21 protein-coding genes and 4 pseudogenes are annotated in these 21067 nt (G+C 59.5%); 15 read left to right on the plus strand and 10 right to left on the minus strand.

Annotated elements, in window-relative coordinates; genetic code table 11:
- The first annotated feature begins 59 nt into the window (after positions 1 to 59).
- The 3 genes from F8N96_RS28500 to F8N96_RS28510 all read left to right on the plus strand — a co-directional run bounded on the left by F8N96_RS28500 (position 60) and on the right by F8N96_RS28510 (position 2534).
- Positions 60 to 725 (plus strand): type 1 glutamine amidotransferase, encoded by a 666-nt coding sequence (locus F8N96_RS28500; protein WP_150800626.1) that lies wholly within the window; start codon positions 60 to 62, stop codon positions 723 to 725.
- A gap of 146 nt (positions 726 to 871) precedes the next feature.
- Positions 872 to 1663, plus strand: coding sequence for a pyrroline-5-carboxylate reductase (gene proC, locus F8N96_RS28505; protein WP_150800627.1), 792 nt, complete (start codon positions 872 to 874; stop codon positions 1661 to 1663).
- A 94-nt stretch (positions 1664 to 1757) separates the two neighbouring features.
- Entirely contained in the window at positions 1758 to 2534 is a 777-nt protein-coding gene (locus F8N96_RS28510) for a hypothetical protein (RefSeq protein WP_150800628.1), read from the plus strand.
- A gap of 67 nt (positions 2535 to 2601) precedes the next feature.
- Here F8N96_RS28510 and F8N96_RS28515 read toward each other — a convergent pair.
- Positions 2602 to 2706: pseudogene (locus tag F8N96_RS28515) on the minus strand (transporter); the annotation flags it as partial.
- 200 nt (positions 2707 to 2906) lie between these two features.
- Here F8N96_RS28515 and F8N96_RS28520 point away from each other — a divergent pair.
- The 3 genes and pseudogenes from F8N96_RS28520 (at position 2907) to F8N96_RS28530 (ending at position 4651) form a co-directional block, all read left to right on the plus strand.
- Entirely contained in the window at positions 2907 to 3614 is a 708-nt protein-coding gene (locus tag F8N96_RS28520) for a hypothetical protein (RefSeq protein WP_150800629.1), read from the plus strand.
- A gap of 400 nt (positions 3615 to 4014) precedes the next feature.
- A pseudogene (locus F8N96_RS28525) lies at positions 4015 to 4365 on the plus strand (DUF6124 family protein); the annotation flags it as partial.
- A 70-nt stretch (positions 4366 to 4435) separates the two neighbouring features.
- Positions 4436 to 4651 (plus strand): hypothetical protein, encoded by a 216-nt coding sequence (locus F8N96_RS28530; RefSeq protein ID WP_150800630.1) that lies wholly within the window; start codon positions 4436 to 4438, stop codon positions 4649 to 4651.
- Between the two features lie 141 nt (positions 4652 to 4792).
- Here F8N96_RS28530 and F8N96_RS28535 read toward each other — a convergent pair.
- Positions 4793 to 5218, minus strand: a pseudogene (locus F8N96_RS28535) (hypothetical protein); the annotation flags it as partial.
- Between the two features lie 274 nt (positions 5219 to 5492).
- Between F8N96_RS28535 and F8N96_RS28540 the strand changes: the two are divergent.
- From F8N96_RS28540 to F8N96_RS28560, 5 genes are all read left to right on the plus strand, one after another.
- Complete coding sequence (locus F8N96_RS28540) at positions 5493 to 5786, plus strand: hypothetical protein (protein WP_224794134.1); 294 nt, start codon at positions 5493 to 5495, stop codon at positions 5784 to 5786.
- 167 nt (positions 5787 to 5953) lie between these two features.
- On the plus strand, positions 5954 to 6589 hold the full coding sequence (locus F8N96_RS28545) for a DUF502 domain-containing protein (RefSeq protein WP_150800631.1): 636 nt from the start codon (positions 5954 to 5956) through the stop codon (positions 6587 to 6589).
- Positions 6590 to 7015: 426 nt separating this feature from the next.
- Entirely contained in the window at positions 7016 to 7450 is a 435-nt protein-coding gene (locus F8N96_RS28550) for a hypothetical protein (RefSeq protein WP_224794135.1), read from the plus strand.
- Positions 7447 to 8907, plus strand: coding sequence for an ATPase domain-containing protein (locus F8N96_RS28555; RefSeq protein WP_150800632.1), 1461 nt, complete (start codon positions 7447 to 7449; stop codon positions 8905 to 8907). The genes F8N96_RS28550 and F8N96_RS28555 overlap by 4 nt, the downstream gene beginning before the upstream one ends.
- A gap of 10 nt (positions 8908 to 8917) precedes the next feature.
- Positions 8918 to 9940, plus strand: coding sequence for a sensor histidine kinase (locus tag F8N96_RS28560; protein ID WP_150800633.1), 1023 nt, complete (start codon positions 8918 to 8920; stop codon positions 9938 to 9940).
- Positions 9941 to 10030: 90 nt separating this feature from the next.
- Here the strand turns inward: F8N96_RS28560 and F8N96_RS28565 are convergent, their stop codons facing one another.
- Both F8N96_RS28565 and F8N96_RS28570 read right to left on the minus strand, forming a co-directional pair.
- Positions 10031 to 10864 (minus strand): phosphatase PAP2 family protein, encoded by an 834-nt coding sequence (locus tag F8N96_RS28565; RefSeq protein WP_150800634.1) that lies wholly within the window; start codon positions 10862 to 10864, stop codon positions 10031 to 10033.
- Positions 10865 to 10890: 26 nt separating this feature from the next.
- On the minus strand, positions 10891 to 11562 hold the full coding sequence (locus F8N96_RS28570) for a histidine phosphatase family protein (RefSeq protein ID WP_150800635.1): 672 nt from the start codon (positions 11560 to 11562) through the stop codon (positions 10891 to 10893).
- Between the two features lie 373 nt (positions 11563 to 11935).
- Here F8N96_RS28570 and F8N96_RS35930 point away from each other — a divergent pair.
- Together F8N96_RS35930 and F8N96_RS35935 are read left to right on the plus strand one after the other, a co-directional pair.
- A pseudogene (locus F8N96_RS35930) lies at positions 11936 to 12862 on the plus strand (methyl-accepting chemotaxis protein); the annotation flags it as partial.
- 144 nt (positions 12863 to 13006) lie between these two features.
- Positions 13007 to 13720, plus strand: a complete 714-nt coding sequence (locus F8N96_RS35935) for a methyl-accepting chemotaxis protein (protein ID WP_412071828.1) — start codon at positions 13007 to 13009, stop codon at positions 13718 to 13720.
- A gap of 49 nt (positions 13721 to 13769) precedes the next feature.
- Here F8N96_RS35935 and F8N96_RS28580 read toward each other — a convergent pair whose 3' ends face one another.
- The 5 genes from F8N96_RS28580 to F8N96_RS28600 form a co-directional block, all read right to left on the minus strand.
- Complete coding sequence (locus tag F8N96_RS28580; RefSeq protein ID WP_150766480.1) at positions 13770 to 14189, minus strand: type II toxin-antitoxin system VapC family toxin; 420 nt, start codon at positions 14187 to 14189, stop codon at positions 13770 to 13772.
- Positions 14186 to 14431, minus strand: a complete 246-nt coding sequence (locus tag F8N96_RS28585; protein ID WP_150800637.1) for a FitA-like ribbon-helix-helix domain-containing protein — start codon at positions 14429 to 14431, stop codon at positions 14186 to 14188. The genes F8N96_RS28580 and F8N96_RS28585 overlap by 4 nt, the downstream gene beginning before the upstream one ends.
- 121 nt (positions 14432 to 14552) lie before the next feature.
- Entirely contained in the window at positions 14553 to 16007 is a 1455-nt protein-coding gene (locus F8N96_RS28590) for an N-acyl-D-amino-acid deacylase family protein (RefSeq protein ID WP_150800638.1), read from the minus strand.
- A 1-nt stretch (position 16008) separates the two neighbouring features.
- The gene (locus F8N96_RS28595) at positions 16009 to 16869 is read right to left on the minus strand and encodes a MurR/RpiR family transcriptional regulator (protein ID WP_150800639.1); all 861 of its coding nucleotides are present in this window, start codon (positions 16867 to 16869) and stop codon (positions 16009 to 16011) included.
- Between the two features lie 15 nt (positions 16870 to 16884).
- Positions 16885 to 18234: a gluconate:H+ symporter gene (locus F8N96_RS28600; protein WP_150800640.1), complete on the minus strand. Its 1350-nt coding sequence runs from the start codon at positions 18232 to 18234 to the stop codon at positions 16885 to 16887.
- Between the two features lie 415 nt (positions 18235 to 18649).
- Between F8N96_RS28600 and F8N96_RS28605 the strand changes: the two genes are divergently transcribed.
- Together F8N96_RS28605 and F8N96_RS28610 are read left to right on the plus strand one after the other, a co-directional pair.
- Positions 18650 to 18901 (plus strand): hypothetical protein, encoded by a 252-nt coding sequence (locus F8N96_RS28605; protein WP_150800641.1) that lies wholly within the window; start codon positions 18650 to 18652, stop codon positions 18899 to 18901.
- A gap of 37 nt (positions 18902 to 18938) precedes the next feature.
- Positions 18939 to 19484: a hypothetical protein gene (locus F8N96_RS28610; protein ID WP_150800642.1), complete on the plus strand. Its 546-nt coding sequence runs from the start codon at positions 18939 to 18941 to the stop codon at positions 19482 to 19484.
- Between the two features lie 9 nt (positions 19485 to 19493).
- On the opposite strand, the gene F8N96_RS28615 is transcribed toward F8N96_RS28610, so the two are convergent.
- Entirely contained in the window at positions 19494 to 20939 is a 1446-nt protein-coding gene (locus F8N96_RS28615; protein WP_150800643.1) for a SulP family inorganic anion transporter, read from the minus strand.
- Positions 20940 to 21067: the final 128 nt, after the last annotated feature.

The following is a 21067-nucleotide window of genomic DNA, read 5'->3' on the forward strand; positions in this document are numbered from 1 at the left end:
CGGGAAGGAGTTGCCGTGCACGCTTTGGAGCTCATATTGCCTATTTTGGGAGACGTCACATGAAGAAGATCGCTTGCCTTCAGCACCTGGCGGAAGAAGGGCCTGGCGCCCTCGCCGATTGGGCTCTGCGTCGTGATGTCGCCATCGAACTGTTTCGCGGTGATCTAGGGCAGTTGCCGACGCACGGAGACTACGATGCCTACGTGTTGTTGGGAGGCCCCTTCGATGCGGTAGGGGCGGATTGCCCATCTTGGCTGGAGCAGGAGAAGGCCTGGCTTGGCAACGTGCTGCGCATGGCCAAGCCGGTGCTCGGTATTTGCCTGGGCGGGCAACTGCTCGCTGATCGGCTCGGGGCGCAGGTTGCCCCCATCGACCACCCTGAGGGGGGATGGTGCGAGGTGGAGATCATCGGGGATGGTGAGGATGACGGGCATAACATGCAGGTACTGCAGTGGCACGAATGTGGTTTTGCGTTGCCGGCTGGGGCCAGGCATCTGGCCAGGGGATCAGACTGGGAAAACCAGGCTTACTCAGTCGGCGATGGGATGATCGGATTGCAGTTTCACCCGGAATGGACACCGCATATTGTGAATGCGCTCAACCGCCGTTTTGCTGCCGAGTCGCCACTGCCTATGCCCTCAACTGCGGATGAAGCCTGTTACGCCCGTATGCACCAGTGGTTCTTCGGATTACTCGATCATTGGTCGGCGTCATGGTCGAAGTGAGGGGGACACCAATGAGTCGATGACAACAGGTAGAGGTGAACCGCAGCATTGGCGTGCCAGAGCTTGCCGTTTGCGATAGGAGGCTGCGCACCCGTGCGATCCATGTCACACGCGAGGCAACCTGGACAACTCCCACAAGGAACAACATGAACGCACTTTTCATAGGTTACGGTCGTATGGGCAGCGCCATCGGCGAAGCCTGGCTTGCAGCCCGCTTGGTCGACAGCCTTTCAGCGGTCGATCCGCATTTGCAGTCGTCCAGTAGCGCCAGCCTATACCCAAGCCTGGACGCTGTACCGGCGCGCCCCTTCGACATCATTCTGGTGGCGGTCAAGCCCACCTATGCCTGTGAAGTCCTGGCCGCCCTGCCTGACGTCCTGTGCGAGGGTGCCGTGGTTATTTCAGTAGCGGCCGGCGTGACCGTGTCCAACCTGAGTCAAGCCCTTCGTCAGCGCTGCCCGGTGGTTCGCGCCATGCCTAACACACCCGTCCTGGTAGGTGCCGGTTGCACCGGCCTTTATGCTGATGCTGCATTGGGTGATACCCGGCGCGAGCTGATCACCCGCCTGTTCGCTGCAGTCGGCCTCGCCAGTTGGGTCGATCGTGAAGAGTTGTTGGATGCCGTCACCGCCATCTCCGGCAGTGGTCCGGCCTATTACCACTTGTTCAGCGAAGCCCTTTCTGCAGCTGGCGTGGCGCTCGGGTTGAGCCCTGAACTGGCCAATGCGCTGGCCGCACAAACGGCCTTTGGCGCAGCTTCGCTGCAGACTCAACCGGGCGCCGATTTCGTCGCCCTGCGCACCGCGGTTACCTCGCCCAACGGAACCACGGCATCGGCAATCGCCACGTTCGAACAGGATCAGGCCCTGCGTCACCTGGTTGAAGCGGCTGCCCGAGCGGCTCATCGTCGCTCGCAGGAGCTTTCCCAAGGCGTCTGACCCACAGCCTCCGGCATGCGGTGTTCGATGACTATCCGGGACTGTATCTGCCGCCCCATCAGCCCAAACGCGACGCGTAACACAGGGAGTATCAATGCATCAGGTTGCACAATGTTATCTTGGCGTATGGAAGCGGCGTTTGATCCAGCACCGCTCAGGGCGTTCGGACAGCGAAACGGTCGTGTATTGGCTACAGACACCGCGACTGTTTGCCGACCTGCGAATCCCCTCCAATCCACTCCCACGTCTGGCGCTTGAAGCTCTCAGCCACTCTCAACATCTGGCGTTGTGCGAACAGAAAGGTTTCGCCGGAGTGACCCAGATAGACGCCGACATTTGCCAATGGCATCGCAAAATGGACTATCAGCCGGTGAGTGGCGCTGAGGACATTGGTCGCATGCACTTTGAAACCAGTGAGTGCCTGATAGAAACCGCTCTGGACGAAAGTTACTATGAAATATGGGAACGCTTGCCCGACTCCCTCGGCGCTTGTCGTGGCCAATGGTTGCACGCGAGAGATGAGCCATCGCGTCAGGGCTGTCTGCTATTGGTCGGGGACTATTTTCTGTTCGCCGCCAGCCGCCCCACACCGTTGACACCGGGTGCTCATTTGCGCGAAACGTTCAGCCAATCCGAAAGCTCGATAAACCCTGCTTCCCTGTTCGCCTGCGAACTGTCTTTTGGCCGACATCATGCCGGAAAAACCCCATGGAAAATCGAGTGCTCAACGCTCCCCGCCAAAACTGGCCAATTCCTGCTGCCATCATCGGTGGACCCGTTTGCCCCGGATATTTTCGCCAATGAAGCCGTCATGTCTTCACTCGGCACATTCATTCCAACTGGCGGTTGGCGCTGTGCGCCTGATCCGTGACACCTCCACCGTCAGCATAAAAAACCCGAAGGGCTCAAACCGTTCGGGGTGGTCTGTAGCGCACTGCTTACAACTTGGCGATCGATACCTCGGTGGATTTCACGAAGGTAATCACTTCACTGCCGACCACCAGTTCCAACTCTTTGACCGAGCGCGTGGCAATCACCTGGCTGGGGCGTCGCCTCTTTTTAGTGGGCAGTGGTGGTCTTGACGAATCCAAAACACCCTTCCAGAAACATCATTTCAAGCGCACCGTGACATTGGACCAACTGCAGCAACGTTAAAGTCGGGATGCTTGGCGCTACACCCTCTATGCTGCTGTCTCATCTACGTGGACAACACCACCGAACAGAAGCATTCAGGAAGATGTGCATGATTGCCCGGATTTCAGCTTCCTTCGCTGTCACGATTTCTTTGGCTGCCCACGCTACCGTCGAGGTCGCACCTCTTGTCGACCCCCCTTTCAATAACGGCGCCGAAACCGTGACGGCCACCCAATCCATCAAAGGCCCGCTCACAGCGCAGCACCTGTCATCGAGACTTGTCGATGATGCCAGGGACAGCATCCAGCCGTTCGACCAAACACTCGAATTGCAGGGCATTCGTTTTCATGTGACGACGGCGTTGGTCGATGGAAATCCTGTGCTCTACATCACACCCCAAGGGCTGGAAATCGACAACTCGAAGGTAACTCACCCTCTCACCGGCAACATCGTTCGAGCGGAGGTAGCGGACCTTGATCGCAACGGGTCACCCGAGATTTACGTCTTCGTCAAATCATCGGGGCGTGGGATGGCGGGTGAGCTCATTGCCTACTCCGCTAACCGCAAGAAATCGCTCAGCACGATTTATCTGCCTCCTGTCAGTGACAACCCGAAATTTGCAGAGGGTTACCAAGGCGAGGATGAGTTTGCTGTGACGGAAAATTCGTTGGTGCGGCAGTTTCCGGTTTATGACGGTGCTGACGCCGAGGCTGGGCGGACGGGAAAAATTCGGCAGGTTCAATACAGGTTGATCCCAGGGGAAGCTGGGTGGCTGTTGAGAGTTTTTCAGGTGACGGATACTGAGGCAATCTTTTGAAGGAGAAAGTCACTCTCCGCCAAAGACGCGCAGCTCCTGAGGCTGAAGTCCCAAGAAATTCCCCGTCAAATCGTGGCGCCCCTCCCTCTCCGTCCTAGGAAATTTCCTGCAAGACGCGTCGCCTTCCATGAACTAGCGAACTCTGCCCGTCATAGATAGCCTTCAGATGTCGCTGCAAATCAGCGATCAGCTTTGACAGGCTGAAAACCGGAACCTTCCACTCTGCCTAATAAAACGGCATGCTTGCGCGCGTGCAGTTTTTTCATGGCGGCTGTGCGTGGGGCATCTTTGGATGCACCGGTTTCCTGTGTTTCCGGTCTGTCAACCTGCGTACAGCTGCCACCCTCCCTGATTGACAGCAGGGGAATGGCAGGTCCTATGACAAACCAGGAATTAGACCATGAAAAAACACAGCCCCAATCCACCGGACGCCTTGCCGGATTTGGCAGCCGATGCCCCCGATTTATCCAGGCTCTCCGAAGTCACTGAACCCCTCGTGAGCGCCCGCCTGCGCAATCCACGTCTCCCCGATCCCGTCAGCCACGTCTTCACCATCCTCCCCGACATCGACACACCCTCCCTGCTCGCTCACGCCTGCGAAACCCTGGCCTCGATCAACGTCATGAGCACGGACCTTGCCTGCGATCTGGAAAGCTCTCGCCGCAACGTAGCGCTGGCGATCCAGCAACTGGCGGTGGTGGCCGAACTGTTGGTAAACCGGGCGCTGGACAACCTGGACCCACCCGATGAATTGCCAGAGACCTGTCCACCAGTCAACCCTGAGTGGCCACGTCCTTTTTTACCAACTGGAGGTTTTTGCCATGGATCGATACATGCCGGTTACCGGCACTGAAGCGCCTCTGGACGTGTTGTGCGAAACCGCGGCCTACCGCATCCGCACGGCAACCCAATTGCTGGAGAGCTTCGCTGCAAACGAAAATGTTCACAGTGAACTGGCGCGGGTGTTGGTCGCTTCACTGCGCGACGGCTGCGATTTGTTGAACGTTTTTGGGCGGCGATTGCAAAAGCGGATTTAGACGTAGAAAAGAAAATGGGCGACCTCACTGAGGTCGCACTTTTTTATGATTGCTTTATCTGGTTTCGCAGCCTTATTTCTTGAATGTGTCAAAGGTAACAGACAAAAAAGTGGTGCCACTAAATAGATCCGTCCCCCTTTTTGAGACCACTACCAATAGGAAAACGCCCGCGGCCCCCTTGAAGTCATCCCAGCCGAGGCGTGGTGGCAAGGGAGTGGATGAATACTCGATCACGCGGCGACGCAGCGACTCCAGCTCATCCGTACCGACCACTGCCGCAATACGCGGCGGTAACGCATCGGCAATCAGCGCCTGGCCGGTGGCTGCGTCAGTTGCGCCGCACAGGTTTGCGCGGAGCGTGCGGTTGCGGGTGTGCTCGATCAGGGTTCGCAGTAGATACATTATTGCATCGGCGAGTCCCCAGGCGAGGTTGCAACCCAGCGCAGCGATCATCATCGTACGTTCCGCTTCCTGGCCCGACGTCGCTACGCTGATGGTGCCAGTGAAGGTCATTGCCATGAGCAGGCCAAAGATCACTTCAGTAATACGCTCCACTGGATCCAGCACGCGTGCCCGCTTAGTTCAGACTTGACCTGTTACAACGCAATACATCGACAACGACGACGCTTTTTCTATTTAAAGTTGTGCTGCATCGGCAATTGACCCGCGAAGGCGAGACTTTTTCTACGTTTTCTTCCTCTCGCGACAGACGGGAAGCGACTGCCTTGTAGGACTGCCAATGTCGTTCTATCGTTAAATCCCACACTTCGAGTAACGTTTCAGGTTTTCGCGGCACAACAGCCCCAGTTGACCGCGAGCGGTAAACAGGTAGGGGCTAGAAGTGATCGAATACTCTGCAAGGAGAATGATCATGATCCGCAGGTATTATCTGACCGCCCTGACCACTCTGGCCATTGCAGCTGGCGGCTACTGGGTGCCGACGCAGGCTTTTGCCACCAATCAGGCTGACCAGCGACAAGAGTCGCGCGATACCAAGCAGGAGGGGCGCGACGCTTCCCGGGAAACCAAGGAAGAATGCAAGGAAGGCGACGAAAAGAGCCGCGCCGATTGCCGCCAGGATAAGCGCGACACTAAACAGGACACGCGTGACACCGCTCGTGACATCAAATACTAATAACGTACATCTCACCCCCGCACTTCGCTGTGGGGCCAGGAAGGTTGATCCTTTCGGCAATCGGTTGTAGCTGCGCGGCGTCTTGACTCCAAGACTGTGCACTGCAACTGCAGAGAACGATCAAGGGGCGCGGCCCAATTCCGCCAATCCCGACAAAGGCAGTGCATATGAAAGCGGCACTCGCGTACTTCGCCAAACGGGTAGTTGCAGGTTTACTCGTTATCGTCCCCATCTACCTCGCCATCCTGGTGTTGCTCAAGGGCATGAAGTCACTGGGACAACTGGTGCGACCCTTTTCCAAACTGTTGCCGGAATGGCTGCCTGCCGAGCAGCTCTTATCGTTGATTCTGGTTTTGCTGATCTGCTTTTTCATTGGCGCCGCTCTGCGTACACGTTTGGGCGAACGCACCCGCACGCGGGTGGAAAGGGGGGTGTTTGAAAAAATCCCCGGCTACGGCCTGTTTCGTAGTCTGACCCAGCAAGTGGCGGGAGATAGCCGGCAAAATGTATGGAAGCCCGCCTTGGTCGAAATCGAAGATGCTCTCGTGCCGGCTTTCATCATTGAGGTGTTCGAGGATGGCCGCTACACCATCTTCGTCCCTTCAGTGCCCACGCCATTGGCCGGCGCCATCTACGTGCTGGAAGCGAGCCGCGTGCATCCTCTGGATGTCTCCTTCACTGATGCCTTTAAAGTCATCACCAAATGGGGCTTGGGTGCCAAGGATCTGGTGGCGGCCATGGAAGCCGGGACCAGCCGGAGAGAGGTCCCGATTCTGGTAAGCAAGGCTGATGGCGCGCCTTAATTAAAACGGCCTGCTCAAGTAGCTCACCAAGATGCCGGTAGAGCGGGCCCTTCAAACCGAAATGACCGAACACCTGGACAGAAAATGGGCGACCTTACTGAGGTCGCCCGTTTTTAAGCTGTCATCCAAGGCTTCGTGCACAACGACTCAACAAAAGGTTTCACTTTATGTAACTTTCTGTTGGGTCGGCTTCCTCACATCGCGCACAGATGAATTTTTCTTCACCCCACCGCCCCTCTCCAACCGGTACATTGCACTCGCTCTTCAAGAAACTACGGTTTGCCCGCCCTCCCGCGGGCTTTTTTTTGCCTTTTGAATGGTTCGCTTCATTCGGTCATCCAATAACCGCCCTCCTCTGACGCAATTCACTCCCTATAGCCCTATAGGGTGTACCATCAAAGACTGTCCATCAGATATCAGTTAGCCATGTCCACGCTAAGCGAAGAGAGCCGTCAGATCGTAGCTTCTCTGACGCACCGCGTTGGCCCCAACGCTGACATCGCAACAGTCGCACAAGCGATCGCATCAATTTTGCAGGCAATGGTCGTAGCCCTCACGCCCATTCTTGGTCAACAAGGGGTTGCCGCGCTTTATCGCCGCAGTCTCCATCTGTGCGCCGCCAACCATCCGCGCCTGGCCGGCACCTACGACAGTGTGCAGGCCTCCCTGGACCTGACAGCCCTCAAGTCCGTACTCGTTGAGCAAAGCGCAGCCGATGCCCTGTTTTTCGGTGAAGTGTTGCTGAGTACTTTCTACCAGCTGCTGACCACGCTGATCGGGCCCTCGCTCACCGCACGTTTGCTTCGTGGCGTGTGGGAACCTTCTTTGAGCGACACCCCTTCGCAGGAAACTTCGCCATGAGCACCAAAGTGACTATCAACCGCCTGGCCACCGGCGTGCCAGGACTGGACGAGGTACTGGGCGGAGGTTTACCGGAGTTTTCGTTCAACTTGATCGCAGGCCCTCCCGGCTGCGGCAAGACCACCCTCGCTCACCAGATGATGTTTGCCCTGGCAACGCCTGAGCGCCCGGCACTGTTCTTTACCGTGCTCGGCGAGCCTCCGCTGAAGATGCTGCGTTATCAGCAACAATTCGATTTTTTCGACAGTGAAGCGATCAATCAGTCGATCCGCTACATCAATCTGGCCGACGACACCCTGGCCGGTAATCTGGACGAAGTATTGCGGCGCATTGTCAGCGAGGTGGAGGCGCATTCACCGGCGCTGGTGTTCGTCGACTCGTTCCGTTCGGTGGTACTGGCCAGCCAGACCCAGGACAACCCGAACAACAACCTGCCGCAGTTCATTCAGCAACTGGGCATGTTGATGACCACCTGGCAGGCGACAACTTTCCTGATTGGCGAATACTTCACCGAAACCGACACCAACCCGATTTTCACCGTCGCCGACGGCCTGATCTGGCTGCGCCAGAGCGTCCAGCGCAATTCCATGGTGCGCAAAATGGAAATCATGAAGATGCGCGGTCAGCCGACACTTCCGGGGCTGCACACCTTCCGCATCGCGACGTCGGGCATCAAGGTCTTTGCGCCGGCGGCACTCAACCCGGTGGAAGCGCCACAGGAATTGCCCATCAAACGCCTGAAGATGGGCGTCGCGCAACTCGACGATATGCTTGGCGGCGGGCTGCCCCGTGGTTACTCCTTGCTGGTGGCCGGGCCGTCGGGCTCGGGCAAGAGTATTCTGGCCGCGACTTTCCTCGCTGAAGGCGTACGCAATGGCGAAACCGGGGTGATCGCGGTGTTCGAGCAGCGGCCCAATCATTCCCAGAATGCGACCCTCGCCCGCCTTATCCAGAGTGGTCAGGTCGGTCTGGTGGACAGCCGCGCTCCGGACCTGTCCATCGACGAAATCGTGCAGTTGCTGCTGAGCGAGATCACCCGGCTGAAAGCCACCCGCGTCGTGATCGATTCACTGTCGGGTTTCGAACTGGCGCTGGCTCCCACTTTCCGCGAAGACTTCCGTGAGTCGCTGTCGCGCATGGTCACCGCCCTGACCAGCGCCGGCGTCAGCGTGTTAATGACCTCTGAGCTGGAAGACCGCTACACCGATCTGCGTTTCAGCCCTTACGGTACGGCGTTCCTCACCGACGCCATCATCGTTCAGCGCTACATTGAAGTGCAGAGCCGCCTGCTGCGCATCATGGCCGTGGTCAAGGTCCGGGCCAGCGCCCATTCCGATGAATTGCGCCTGTACCGCATCGACGATCAAGGTTTACAGATCGGCGAGATGTTGCCGGAGCAGGAAGGATTGCTCGGGGGCAGGCCAACCCGACAGCACGCTGACAAAGACCAGGGATGAACGAACCATCATGAATGAGGCTAACAGCAAGAACGAGCAAGCAATGGCCACCGCCGCTCGCGAACTGTTCCTGCTCGGCCAGAAAACCGTCGAGGCGCGAGCCGTACTGGCGGCGCTGCAAAAGGAGCTGAGCGAGGCCAACACCCAGCTCGTCGATAGCCAACAGGTCGAGCAACTGATCGAGGCCAATCAGCAATTGGTCCTGGCGATTCTGCTGGCGCAGTCGGATGCGGAAAAACCCCAACGCTCGGCCGAAGAACACCAACGCTACCTGGAGATGCGTGACACCAACGAACAACTGGTGCGTGCCGTACTCAGTGCGCAACACCTGCAAGCCTCGGCCGAGCACAGCCTGGCCCAGCAACAAAATATCCTCACGCTGGTGGCTCACGAGCTGCGCAATCCTTTGACCCCCATCAGCATGATCGCCGGTCGACTGGTGCGGGTGCCGAAGGAAGAGCTGCCCCGAATGCAGGCACTGATCGAAGGCCAGGTGCAGCACATGTCGCGCCTGGTGGACGATTTGCTCGACGTCTCCCGCGCCAGCACCGGCAAGTTGCGCCTGGATTGTCGAATCGTCGATATGGTGCAAATCATTCAGGACGCCATCACCGTGTGCAGCCCGGTGATGGCTGCTCGTCATCTGCACTTCACCGCAGAGTTGCCTGAAGAGGCGCTCGCGGTGAACGGCGATGCGGTACGGCTCACGCAAATCCTCGGCAACCTGCTGGGCAACGCGGCCAAGTACACCCAGGCGGGCGGCACGGTTACGCTGTCGGTGACCCGCGAAGACAATCTGCTGCAGATGAGCATTGCCGACAATGGCATCGGTATTTCTGCCAAGGCGCTGCCTTTTATCTTCGAGCCCTTCGTGCAGGATGTTCACGCCGTCGACTTCAACCGTGCAGGCCTGGGCATTGGCCTGACCGTGGTTCGCGAGCTGGTCGAGGCCCATGGCGGCATGGTCATCGGCATGAGTGATGGCGACGGCAAGGGCAGTACCTTTATCGTGACCTTGCCGTTGGCGGTTTGAGTTTTTTTAATCATCGCCATGAAACACCTGACCAGCGCTGGTCGCCGCAGACTCCCCTGTGGAAGCAGGCTCGCCCGCGAAAAAACCATCTCAAATGACGGGCTGAGGCTGAGCCGCCAACGTCGGTTCTTCATGCTTCTGCAAAACCGGCAACTCCAGCCGCGCTCGCCCATAGAACGCCAGCGCCGTCAGCAAACACGCCAGCCACACAAAGATCCCGGCCCAGAAGGTGTGGGACATGTAGTGCCAGCCTTGCAGGACCCGCGTCGTGCCGTAGACGAAACCAAGGGCCAACGAGCCGTACATCACTGCTTTGGAATGGCGCCAGCGGTAACGGCGCGCGACGAAGTACAACGCCAGCAGGGTAAAACCACCCGACGCATGACCGCCCGGCCAGCAACGACCGCTGCCTGCGACGTGCAGCAGATCGAAATTCTGGTACCACTCCTTGTGTTCAACCTGCCCCCCGTACTGGGTCGTTTCGATCGGGCAATACACACTGGTATGACCCTTGAGGTAGTGGATGACACCTGTGCTGATGGAAAACGCGAACACCACATAGAGGAAATCACGACGGTGCCTGCTGGCAAACCGCAGCACCGGCGCGACCTTGATCTTTTCCAGGAACGCGATGATTGTCGAATGCTTTTCAGCTTTCAGACACGGCCAGAGGAACGACAGCAAGGCGCCGACGATGGCTATCTCGCCGGTCCAGTTCGGGATGATCCGCGCCCATTTATGGGTGATCTTTTCGAAGAGATGGACATGATCCAGCGGGAAAACTTTCGCGACCGGATCATAAAAAAGATCGCTGAAGGCGATGTCGATTCTGGTGAGGTCGAACAGCAGGAAAACCACGACAGCAAAGACCAGCGGGATACCGAAGTTCACCCGGTAGAAACGCGAGCGGGAGGACGTCAGCATTGAGCGCCCTGATCGAGAAAGTGAAGTCATTCGCCGGTCACCGAGCGCCAGTCCGACGCGTCGATGAAACCGAGCATGCGCGGCGCCTGTAACGATTCGGCAGAAATGAACAAGGAAGCGCCGTAACCCAGGGTCGAGCTTGGCAACTCGAGGTCTTTCAGAAGTTGCGACATGCATTCGCTGTGGGTGACCAGAATCAGGTTGCGGCCGGCCACTTTGTGCGCCAGGGCGTCACGCAACATGGTGCCCTTGCAGTTGATCAACCAGTCATCATCGAAACTGACCTTGTTGAACATATAGCCGGCGGTCTGCGCGGTCCGCATGACCGGGCTGTTGTAGATGTCGGCCTGGTTCAAGCCCAGTCGTTCGAACTGCGCACCCAGCGCCACTGCCACGCTACGGGAACGCTCGGTAATGCCGTCATCGCCGCTCAGGCAGGCTGCCGAGGAGTGATCGCAACGCTCGACGTGGCGCACCAGCACGATCATGTCACCTTTGGCCCAGCCGGCCGCCAACGCTCGGGCGCCGGCCACATTACCGTCGGCCAGGTCCGGCACGGCGGCGGGGCGCAACAGCCATACCGTCAACGGGATCACCAGCAGCGCAGAGGCCAGCACCACAGCCCCGTTGCGATAGCGGGCCAGAGGGCTCAGGTCGAGGGAGCGTTTAATCCCGAACAGTCTCAGTCTCAATTCCACATCAAGCCGCCCCGCCGGCATGCATCACTGTCATTCGATGCCGCGAGGGTAGAGAGGCGCGCGTTGGCTGGAAGTGAAACGGTTGTGAAAAAAAGCTTAAGAACAACGGCAAAAGACCTCCCTACAGTTCCCGGCCTCGCTGCCGATACACACCTGCTACCCACCTTGCTGGCGCCCAAAAACAACAATCTTCCAGCCAACCGACGATCAAGAAACACAACGTTCCTGGAGGAATTTGATGAATAGCTGGTTCGGCAATATCAGCGTGAACCTGAAACTGGGCCTGGGGTTCGGCCTGGTCCTGGCATTGACCTGCGTCCTCGCCCTGACCGGCTGGATGAGCCTGGGCAGTTTGATTGACCGCAGCAACTGGATGAGCGACATCACTCAACTCAATGCCGGCCTGACCAAACTGCGCGTGGTTCGTCTGCAATACATGCTGACCAACGGCGACGAAACCGCCGCGCAAAACGTACAGACCACCCTGGATGCGTTCTCCGCCCAGCAACAAGCGCTGCTGGCGAAATTCAAGAGCCCGGACAATTTCAAGTTGCTGAGGGAACAAGGCGCCGTCATCGAGGCTTACAAGACGTCCCTGAATAAAATGCGCAGCGCCTACCGCACCGGCAACAGCGCCCGCGATGTGATGGGCAGCAACGCCGAAACCGCCAGCAAGCTGATCGATGCCATCAACTCCGACGTGCAGCAAATGCCTTCGAGTGATCAGCGCTTCGAACAATTCCAGGCCATCACGGCCGCCAAGGAAGCCTTTTTGCAGGCCCGTTACGAAGTGCGCAGCTACACCGCCACCACCAATGCCGAGACCGAACAAAAAGCCGTCCGCCAACTGGATGTGGTGATTGCCAGTCTGAAGTCATTGAGCGGGCATTTCGCCGAGACTCAGCCTGAAGCCCTACGTCAGTTGGAAACCGCGCTGAGCAACTACCGCAGTGCCTTGCAGGCTTATAAAAACGCCAGCAACGACGCCGTCCAGGCGCGCAAGGAAATGACCGAACAGGGCGCTGCCATCGTGTCCCTGAGCGATCAGCTGTATCAGATCCAGCTCGACCGCCGTGACGCCGAAAGCGCCCAGGCCCGCACCCTGCAACTGATCAGCACGCTGCTGGCATTGTTGGTGGGCATCATTGCTGCCGTCATCATCACCCGCCAGATCACCGGCCCGTTGCGCGACACCCTGGCCGTGGTCGAGCGCATCGCCGGTGGCGACCTGTCCCACGACGTCAAGGTGACTCGCCGCGACGAACTCGGCGTGTTGCAGCAAGGCATTGCGCGCATGGGCGTCACCCTGCGCGATTTGATCAGCGGCATTCGCGATGGCGTCGCCCAGATTGCCAGCGCCGCCGAAGAGCTGTCGGCCGTGACCGAACAAACCAGCGCCGGGGTCAACAGCCAGAAGGTCGAGACCGATCAGGTGGCCACGGCCATGCACGAGATGACAGCTACGGTGCAGGAGGTTGCGCGCAATGCCGAACAAGCCTCCCAGGCAGCGGCCGCCGCTGACGGCGAAGCTCGCGAGGGCGACAAGGTGGTCAACGAAGCCATCGCCCAGATCGAACGCCTGGCCAGCGAAGTGGCCCGTTCCACCGAAGCCATGAGTGTGCTGCAACAGGAAAGCGACAAGATCGGCAGCGTCATGGACGTGATCAAGGCCGTCGCCGAACAGACCAACCTGCTGGCGCTCAACGCCGCCATCGAAGCGGCCCGCGCTGGTGAAGCCGGTCGCGGGTTTGCCGTGGTGGCCGACGAAGTGCGTGGCCTGGCCCAACGCACGCAGAAATCCACCGAAGAAATCGAAGGCCTGGTGGCCGGTCTGCAGAACGGCACCCAACAGGTGTCGGCGGTGATGAACAACAGCCGCACCCTGACCGACAGCAGCGTGGCGCTGACCCGCAAGGCCGGCGTGTCACTGGAAAACATCACCCGCACGGTGTCCAACATCCAGTCGATGAACCAGCAGATCGCGGCCGCCGCCGAGCAGCAAAGTGCCGTGGCCGAAGAGATCAGCCGCAGCATCATCAACGTGCGCGACGTGTCCGAACAGACGGCTGCCGCCAGTGATGAAACTGCTGCGTCGAGTGTTGAACTGGCGCGGTTGGGTAATCAGTTGCAGATGATGGTCAGCCACTTTCGGGTTTAAACGCGTCTGATCGTTCCCACGCTCTGGTGGGAACGATCATCTTCCTGTGTCAGGTTTCCCACGGATTGATCACCTCGATCCCGGGAAACTCGAAGTCCCGAACATTGCGGGTGGCGATCGGTGCACCGTGAGTCCGGCATATCGCAGCAATTTGCGCATCAGCCATGGACGCCGCTCGCCCCTGTGCTTCACAACCCGCTACCAGCGTTGCGTACTCGACGGCGGCGTGGACATCAAAAGGCAATATCCTTCCGGCGAAATCCTCTTCAAACATCTCCATCGCATGAGCTTCAAGTTTTTGCTTGCGCTTTCCGTAAGGTAATCGGGCAATTCCATGAAGTATTTCTGCCACTGTCACTGCGCTGATCGCCAGATCCATCGCTGGCTGCCGATCAATCCAGGCCACTACTCGAGCCTCAGGCTCGGCCCGCATAAACTCGGAAAGAACATTGGTATCGAGCACTATCATTCAGAGAAATCCACTGCTGTCGCTTTCTCCGAACGTATGGGCAAATCGAGGTCCACGCCACCGACATCGCTGAATCTGTTGCGGATCCGGCTACCAAGCCCTCCAGCTCGGTCAACGGTCGCCAGCGCTCTCCCAAGAATCAGGCGGACCTCCTCTTCCATGGAGTGACCATTGTGAGCGGCGGTAATGCGCAGCTGTTCTTTAATTGTGTCGTCCAGATTACGAATGGTGATACTGGCCATGTCGCCACCTCATGAAATCAATGCAATCATTGATTTCATGCTAACACAGAATGCTCGGTGAAGCTTGAAATGTGTTTTCCCTTTAGACGCTGCAAGGCAACGATCCTTGGTGTCGCGACGATCAAAGAAAGCCTGTGTGCAAATCCCCCTCCCGCGCCAGAAACCGTCCTGCCCTTCTGCCGTTCGCCTGCCCCTCGCTGTAACTCAACACCCCATTGACCCAAACCCCATCGATCCCTTCCGCTGCCCGTTGTGGATCATTGAAGTCGGCCACGTCGCGAATGGTCACAGGATCGAACAACACCAGGTCCGCCCAGTGTCCTTCGCGGATTTCGCCCCGTTGCTTCAAGCCGAATCGCGCCGCCGACAGTCCGGACATTTTGTGCACCGCGGTGTGCAGTGGAAACAGCCCCACATCGCGACTGAAATGCCCCAAAACTCGTGGGAACGCGCCCCACAAGCGTGGATGCGGGAACGGGTCTTCCGGCAGTCCGTCGGAGCCCACCATCGACAGCGGATGCGTGAGGATTCTTCGTACATCCGCCTCGTCCATCCCGTAGTACACCGCGCCGGCCGGTTGCAGGCGGCGGGCGGCATCGAGCAACGGCACGCCCCACTCGGCGGCGATGTCCATCAGGTCGCGGCCACCCAGTTCCGGGTGCGGCGTGGACCAGGTGACGGTGATGCGATGGGCGTCAGTGACTTGCTTGAGGTCCAGGGTCGATGAACTGGCCGCATAGGGATAACAGTCGCAGGCCACCGGATGGGTTTTCGCCGCTTGTTCCAGGGACGCCAGCAATTGCGGACTGCGCCCCCAGTTACCGGCGCCGGCACATTTGAGGTGGGAAATGATCACTGGGGTTTGCGCATGGCGGCCGATCTGGAACGCTTCATCCATGGCTTCCAGTACCGGTTCGAATTCGCTGCGCAAATGGGTGGTATACACCGCACCGAAAGCGGTCAGCTCTTCGGTCAGTTGCATCACTTCGTCTGTGGACGCCGAGAACGCGCTCGCATACGCGAGACCTGTGGACAAGCCCAATGCGCCCGCCTCCAGGCTTTCACGCAGCTGTTCGCGCATCGCGCCGATTTCCTCAGGCGAGGCGCTGCGAAACAGGTCGTCGAGGTGATTGCTGCGCAATGCAGTGTGGCCGACCAGCGCGGCGACGTTGAGCGTGGTATTCGCCGCTTCGACGGCGGCGCGGTAGGCGCTGAACGTCGGATAAACAAACGCCGCGGCCGTCCCCAGCAGGTTCATCGGATCCGGCGGATTGCCACGCAAACTCACCGGCGAAGCGCTGATCCCGCAGTTGCCGACAATCACCGTGGTCACACCCTGGCTTAGCTTGGGCAACATCTGCGGCTGGCGGATTACCACCGTGTCGTCGTGGGTGTGCACATCGATGAAACCTGGCGCCAAGACGCGGCCGGCGGCGTCGACTTCTTCGGTGGCGCTGGCATCGAGGTCGCCGATGCGCTCGATACGGCCGTTCAGGATCGCTACGTCGGCGGGATAACCGGGAGCGTTGCTGCCATCGATGATCAGGGCGTTGCGAATCAGCGTGTCGTACTTCATGTCAGTCTCCCAGCGGCAAGTGATCGTCGCCACCGCGGTAGTCGTCCAGGGCGAGTTTGATCCGCCGCAGACGCTCTTGATTGTCTTCAGGGTTGGCCAGCGCCAGCTCGGTGGCGAGCACGTCGATGGCCAGCAACATGCCGTAGCGCGCCGCCGTGGGTTTGTAGATGAACGAAGTTTCGACGCCTTGCAGCGGCAGCAGCACGTCGCTCAGTTGCGCCAGCGGCGAGTCGGCCCGGGTGATGGCGAGAATGCGTGCGCCGTAGCTGCGCGCCAGTTCGACGGCCTCGAGCAGTTCGGGGGTGATGCCCGTCAGCGAGCAGGCTATGACGGCGCGGTCGGCATTGAGGCTGGCGGCGGTGACACGCATCATCACCGGGTCGTGGCACACCGCGATCGGGTAGCCGAATCGCACCAGCCGTACCTGCAGTTCATCGCTGCACAAGGTCGAGCAACCGCCCATGCCGAATGCATGAATCATCCGCGCCTTGCCCAGCAACTTAACCGCGTCGGCGAAGCGCGACTCGTCGAATGCCGACAGATGCTGGCGCAGGGTCGATTCGATATCGCCAACGATCTGCCCATAGAACGCCGACTGGTCGGGCGTACCCGCCGGATCGAGGAAACGGCTGCCGACGCCGCTGGCCTGGGCCAGTTGCAGGCGCAGGTCACGCAAGTCGCGACAACCCACGGTGCGGGCGAAACGCGACAGCGTAGCGGTGCTGACTTCCGCCCGCTGCGCCAGTTCATCGAGGCTGGCGGATGCGGCAAATCCTACGTCGTCGAGCATCAGCCTGGCGATGCGTCCTTCGCCGGCGCTGAAGGAGTCCTGACGGGCGCGGATCTGGTAGAGGATGTCCATGGCAGGCGGCTCCGGCTAAAGCAGATAAGAAAGACCGACGGTCAGACCGAAGGCGACCACCGAGATAATGGTCTCGAGCACGGTCCAGGTCTTGAAGGTCTGGGCGACAGTCATGTTGAAGTATTCCTTGATCAACCAGAAGCCGCCGTCGTTGACGTGGGAAAAGATAACCGACCCCGCACCCGTCGCCAGCACCAACAGCTCCGGATGCGGGTAACCCAGACCGATGGCCACCGGCGCGACGATGCCCGATGCGGTGGTCATGGCCACGGTGGCGGAACCGGTGGCGATGCGCATCAAGGCGGCGAACAACCAGCCCATCAACAGCGGCGACAGGTGGAAGACCTGGGCCAGGCTGACGATCTGATCGGTCACCCCGGCATCCACCAGAATCCGGTTCAAACCACCGCCCGCGCCTACCAGCAAGGTGATGCTGGCGGTCGGCGCCAGGCATTCGTTGGTGAACTTGAGGATCGATTCGCGGCTGAAACCCTGGGCCAGGCCGAGGGTCCAGAAGCTCAGCACGGTCGCCAGCAGCAGGGCAATCACCGAGTTGCCGATGAACAGCAGGAACTGATTGAAACCACTGCCTGGCGTGGAAATCAGATTGGCCCAACCGCCGATCAGCATCAGCACCACCGGCAGCAGAATGGTTGCCATGGTGATGCCGAAACCCGGCAGGCTATCGCGGGGTTCACGTTCGAGGAACTGACGCTCCAGCGGATTTTCTTCCGCCAGCTGAATGCGCGGCACGATGAACTTGGCGTACAGGGGGCCGGCGATGATCGCGGTGGGAATGCCGATCATAATCGCGTAAAGCAAGGTCTGCCCCACAGACGCCTGATAGGCCTGCACCGCCAGCATCGCCGCCGGGTGTGGCGGCACCAGGGCGTGGACCACCGAAAGCCCGGCGACCATCGGCAAGCCGACCATCAGAATCGAAACGCCGACGCGCCGCGCCACGGTAAAGGCGATCGGCACCAGCAATACAAAACCGACCTCGAAGAACAGCGGCAGCCCGACCAGAAACGCGATACAGACCATCGCCCAGTGGGCGTTCTTCTCACCGAACCGGTCGATCAGCGTACGGGCCATCTGCTCGGCACCACCGGACTCGGCCATCATCTTGCCGAGCATCGTCCCCAGCGCGACCACCAATGCGATGTGCCCCAGGGTTTTGCCCACCCCGGCCTCGTAAGCGCCCACCACACCGGACGGCGGCATCCCGGCCAGCAAGGCCAGGCCGATGGACACCAGGGTGATGACGATGAACGGATTGAGGCGGTAACGGGCGATCAGAACGATCAGCGCGATGATGGCGATGGCGGCATACACCAGCAGCCAATAGCCGAAGGACGGTGTCATGCGGTACTCCTCGAAAGGGTCACGTCGAATGGGTTGTGAAACTCATAAATCATTTCGAGTAGTGATTTTCAAACGAGATGAAAGTAATTTTCGTGGAGGGATAAGGATTGTCGCGCAGAGGTATGGGTGGTCGCAGATTATGAAAATTCGACAGTCGAACTTTCATTCATTGGTCGCAGACGTGGACCGACCGCACACCCCGCAGAACGAGGGAATCAGCACTACCTGCGTTGCATGTAGTAACTTTCTTCTTCATTGGTATGAACCGCCCCCGAATTAAGTGCTCCCAGGCAAGTCACCGGGCGGTACGCCGAGCCGTCGCGTAGGGCGCGGCTTGCGCGCCCGACCACTGAGAAGACGAAACTCCGCTGTGCCTGATGCCTGCGGTGATCGAACAAAACAAGGAAAACCATCCATGAAATTTTCTATCAGTGCAGGTTTGCTGCTGACGTTAAGCGCCTGTGTGACGATGTCGGGTGAGTATCAGGTCAGTGGCCAGGATGCTTCGGGAGCGCCACTGAAGATGGGCACAATAACCACTCAGGGTCGCGGCATCTACACCGTGCGCAATGCCCTGTGCCAGGCGTCACCCGGTGCGACCGTGATCATTCGTGACAACGCGACAGGCAAGGAACTGAGCGGCGAGAGTCCTTATCAGTGCCGCTGAAGCGATCGGCTTTTCGTCTGGAGCAAAGGATCTTTCCATGAGAACACTACTGGTTGCGGCTATTGGGTTGACGTTGAGCGGCTGCGGTAACCTGGCCAACGTGCGCTCCTATTCCACGCCTTATACGGAGCCGACGTCCGGCGACACCGCGCGCATGCGAGTGATCACCAATGGCATGGCGCGCGGAGTGCCGGCGCGGGGCTGCATCGACTGGAACAGTCCCGGTGCCGGGGTCATGGCAGTGGCGCAGCCGGGGTTCGCCAGTCGCAACGGACAAAACCTGGGGATGCCAGTCAGTCACACCCAAGTGCAAGCCGCGGACCTGGTGCGCACGGAACTCAAGGTCCCGGCCAATCAGCCGTTCACGGTGAACTTCCAGAGCCAGGGAAGCGTGTCCAACGGGTATTCCTACAGCTGCCAGCAAAGCTTGCGTTTCACCCCGCAGGCCGGCAAGGACTATGAGTTGATCATGCTCGAAAGCGGCCAGTGCCTGATGTCGCTGCAACGTCTGGACACCACCGGCAACCCATCGCCAGTGGCGGTGGAACCGGCCCGATTGTGCAACGCCTCAGACGCCCTGTAGTCGTGCGGATCAAGCGAGTTCGCCCCCTGCCCGCTTGAGCATTTGCTTGCAGCGCTCCGACAAGTGAAACACGTGCAAATGTTTGCCAGCCTTGGCGTAGCGCTCACGCAGGGTCTTCAGCGCTGCGATCGCCGAGTAGTCGACGAACCTCAGGTGACGACAGTCCAGAGTCACGTGCGCAGGGTCGTTGGCAGGGTCGAACTGATTGAGGAAAGGTGCGGTCGAGGCGAAGAACAGCGTGCCATGCAAGTGATACAGCTTGCTGCCGTCGGCTTCGATATGAGCGTCGGCGTAGAGCTCGCGAGCCTGTTGCCAGGCGAAATTGAGCGCGGCGATGATGATCCCGCAGAGCACGGCGGTGGCCAGATCGGTGAACACCGTAATCACCGTGACGGCGATGATCACCAACACGTCGTTCAGCGGGACTTTGTTCACCACCCGCAACGAAGCCCAGGCAAACGTCTGCTGCGACACGACGAACATCACCCCCACCAGTGCCGCCAGTGGGATGCGCTCGATCAGCGGCGACAGAAACAGGATGAACAACAAAATCAGCACACCGGCCACCACCCCGGACAGTCGGCCACGACCGCCGGAGCTGAGGTTGATCACCGTCTGGCCGATCATCGCGCAGCCGCCCATGCCGCCGAACACACCGGAGACGATGTTGGCGGCGCCCAGCGCCACGCATTCGCGATCCGGGTAGCCGCGGCTTTCGGTGATCTCGTCGGTGAGGTTCAGGGTCAGCAGGGTTTCCAGCAGGCCGACCAGCGCCATCAAGATCGCGTAAGGCGCGATGATGTGCAGGGTTTGCAGATTCCAGGGGATGTCCGGCAGCGCAAAGGTCGGCAAGCCGCCGGCAATGTGGGCCATGTCGCCCAGGGTGCGGGTCGGCAGGCCGAGCAGATACACCGCGAGGCCAACGCCCAGGATCGCCACCAGCGCCGGCGGCACCGCACGGGTCAGTCGCGGCAGCAGGTAGACGATGGCCATCGTCAGCGCCACCAGCCCCGTCATCAGGTACAACGGCTGCCCGCTCAGCCAGGTATCGCCTCTCTTGAAGTGCTCCAGCTGGGCCAGGGCGATGATGATCGCCAAGCCGTTGACGAAGCCGAGCATCACCGGATGCGGCACCATGCGCACCAGTTTGCCCAGCTTCAGCAATCCGAACGCCAGCATGATCAGCCCACCCAGCAGCACAGTGGCCAACAGGTACTGCACACCGTGCTGCACTACCAACGCGACAATCACCACCGCCATCGATCCGGCGGCGCCGGACACCATGCCCGGCCGTCCGCCGAAGAGCGCGGTCAGGGTGCAAATGATGAACGCGCCATAAAGCCCCATCAACGGATTGAGGTGAGCAACCAGGGCGAAGGCGATGCACTCGGGGAGTAAGGCGAAAGAGGTGGTGAGCCCGGCCAGGACATCGGCGCGCAGAGGTTTTGGTTTCATGACTTACCCAAAAATTTTGGCCGCAGGGAATGGCCAGCAAAGAGGGGGCGGATGTTACGGAATTGGGGGCAGTCCGGCCAGTTGTCGGGTTGCTGAATACGCCTTCGCGAGCAGGCTCGCTCCCACAG

The organism is Pseudomonas fluorescens, from assembly GCF_902497855.1.
Taxonomy (GTDB): Bacteria; Pseudomonadota; Gammaproteobacteria; order Pseudomonadales; family Pseudomonadaceae; genus Aquipseudomonas; species Aquipseudomonas fluorescens_BI.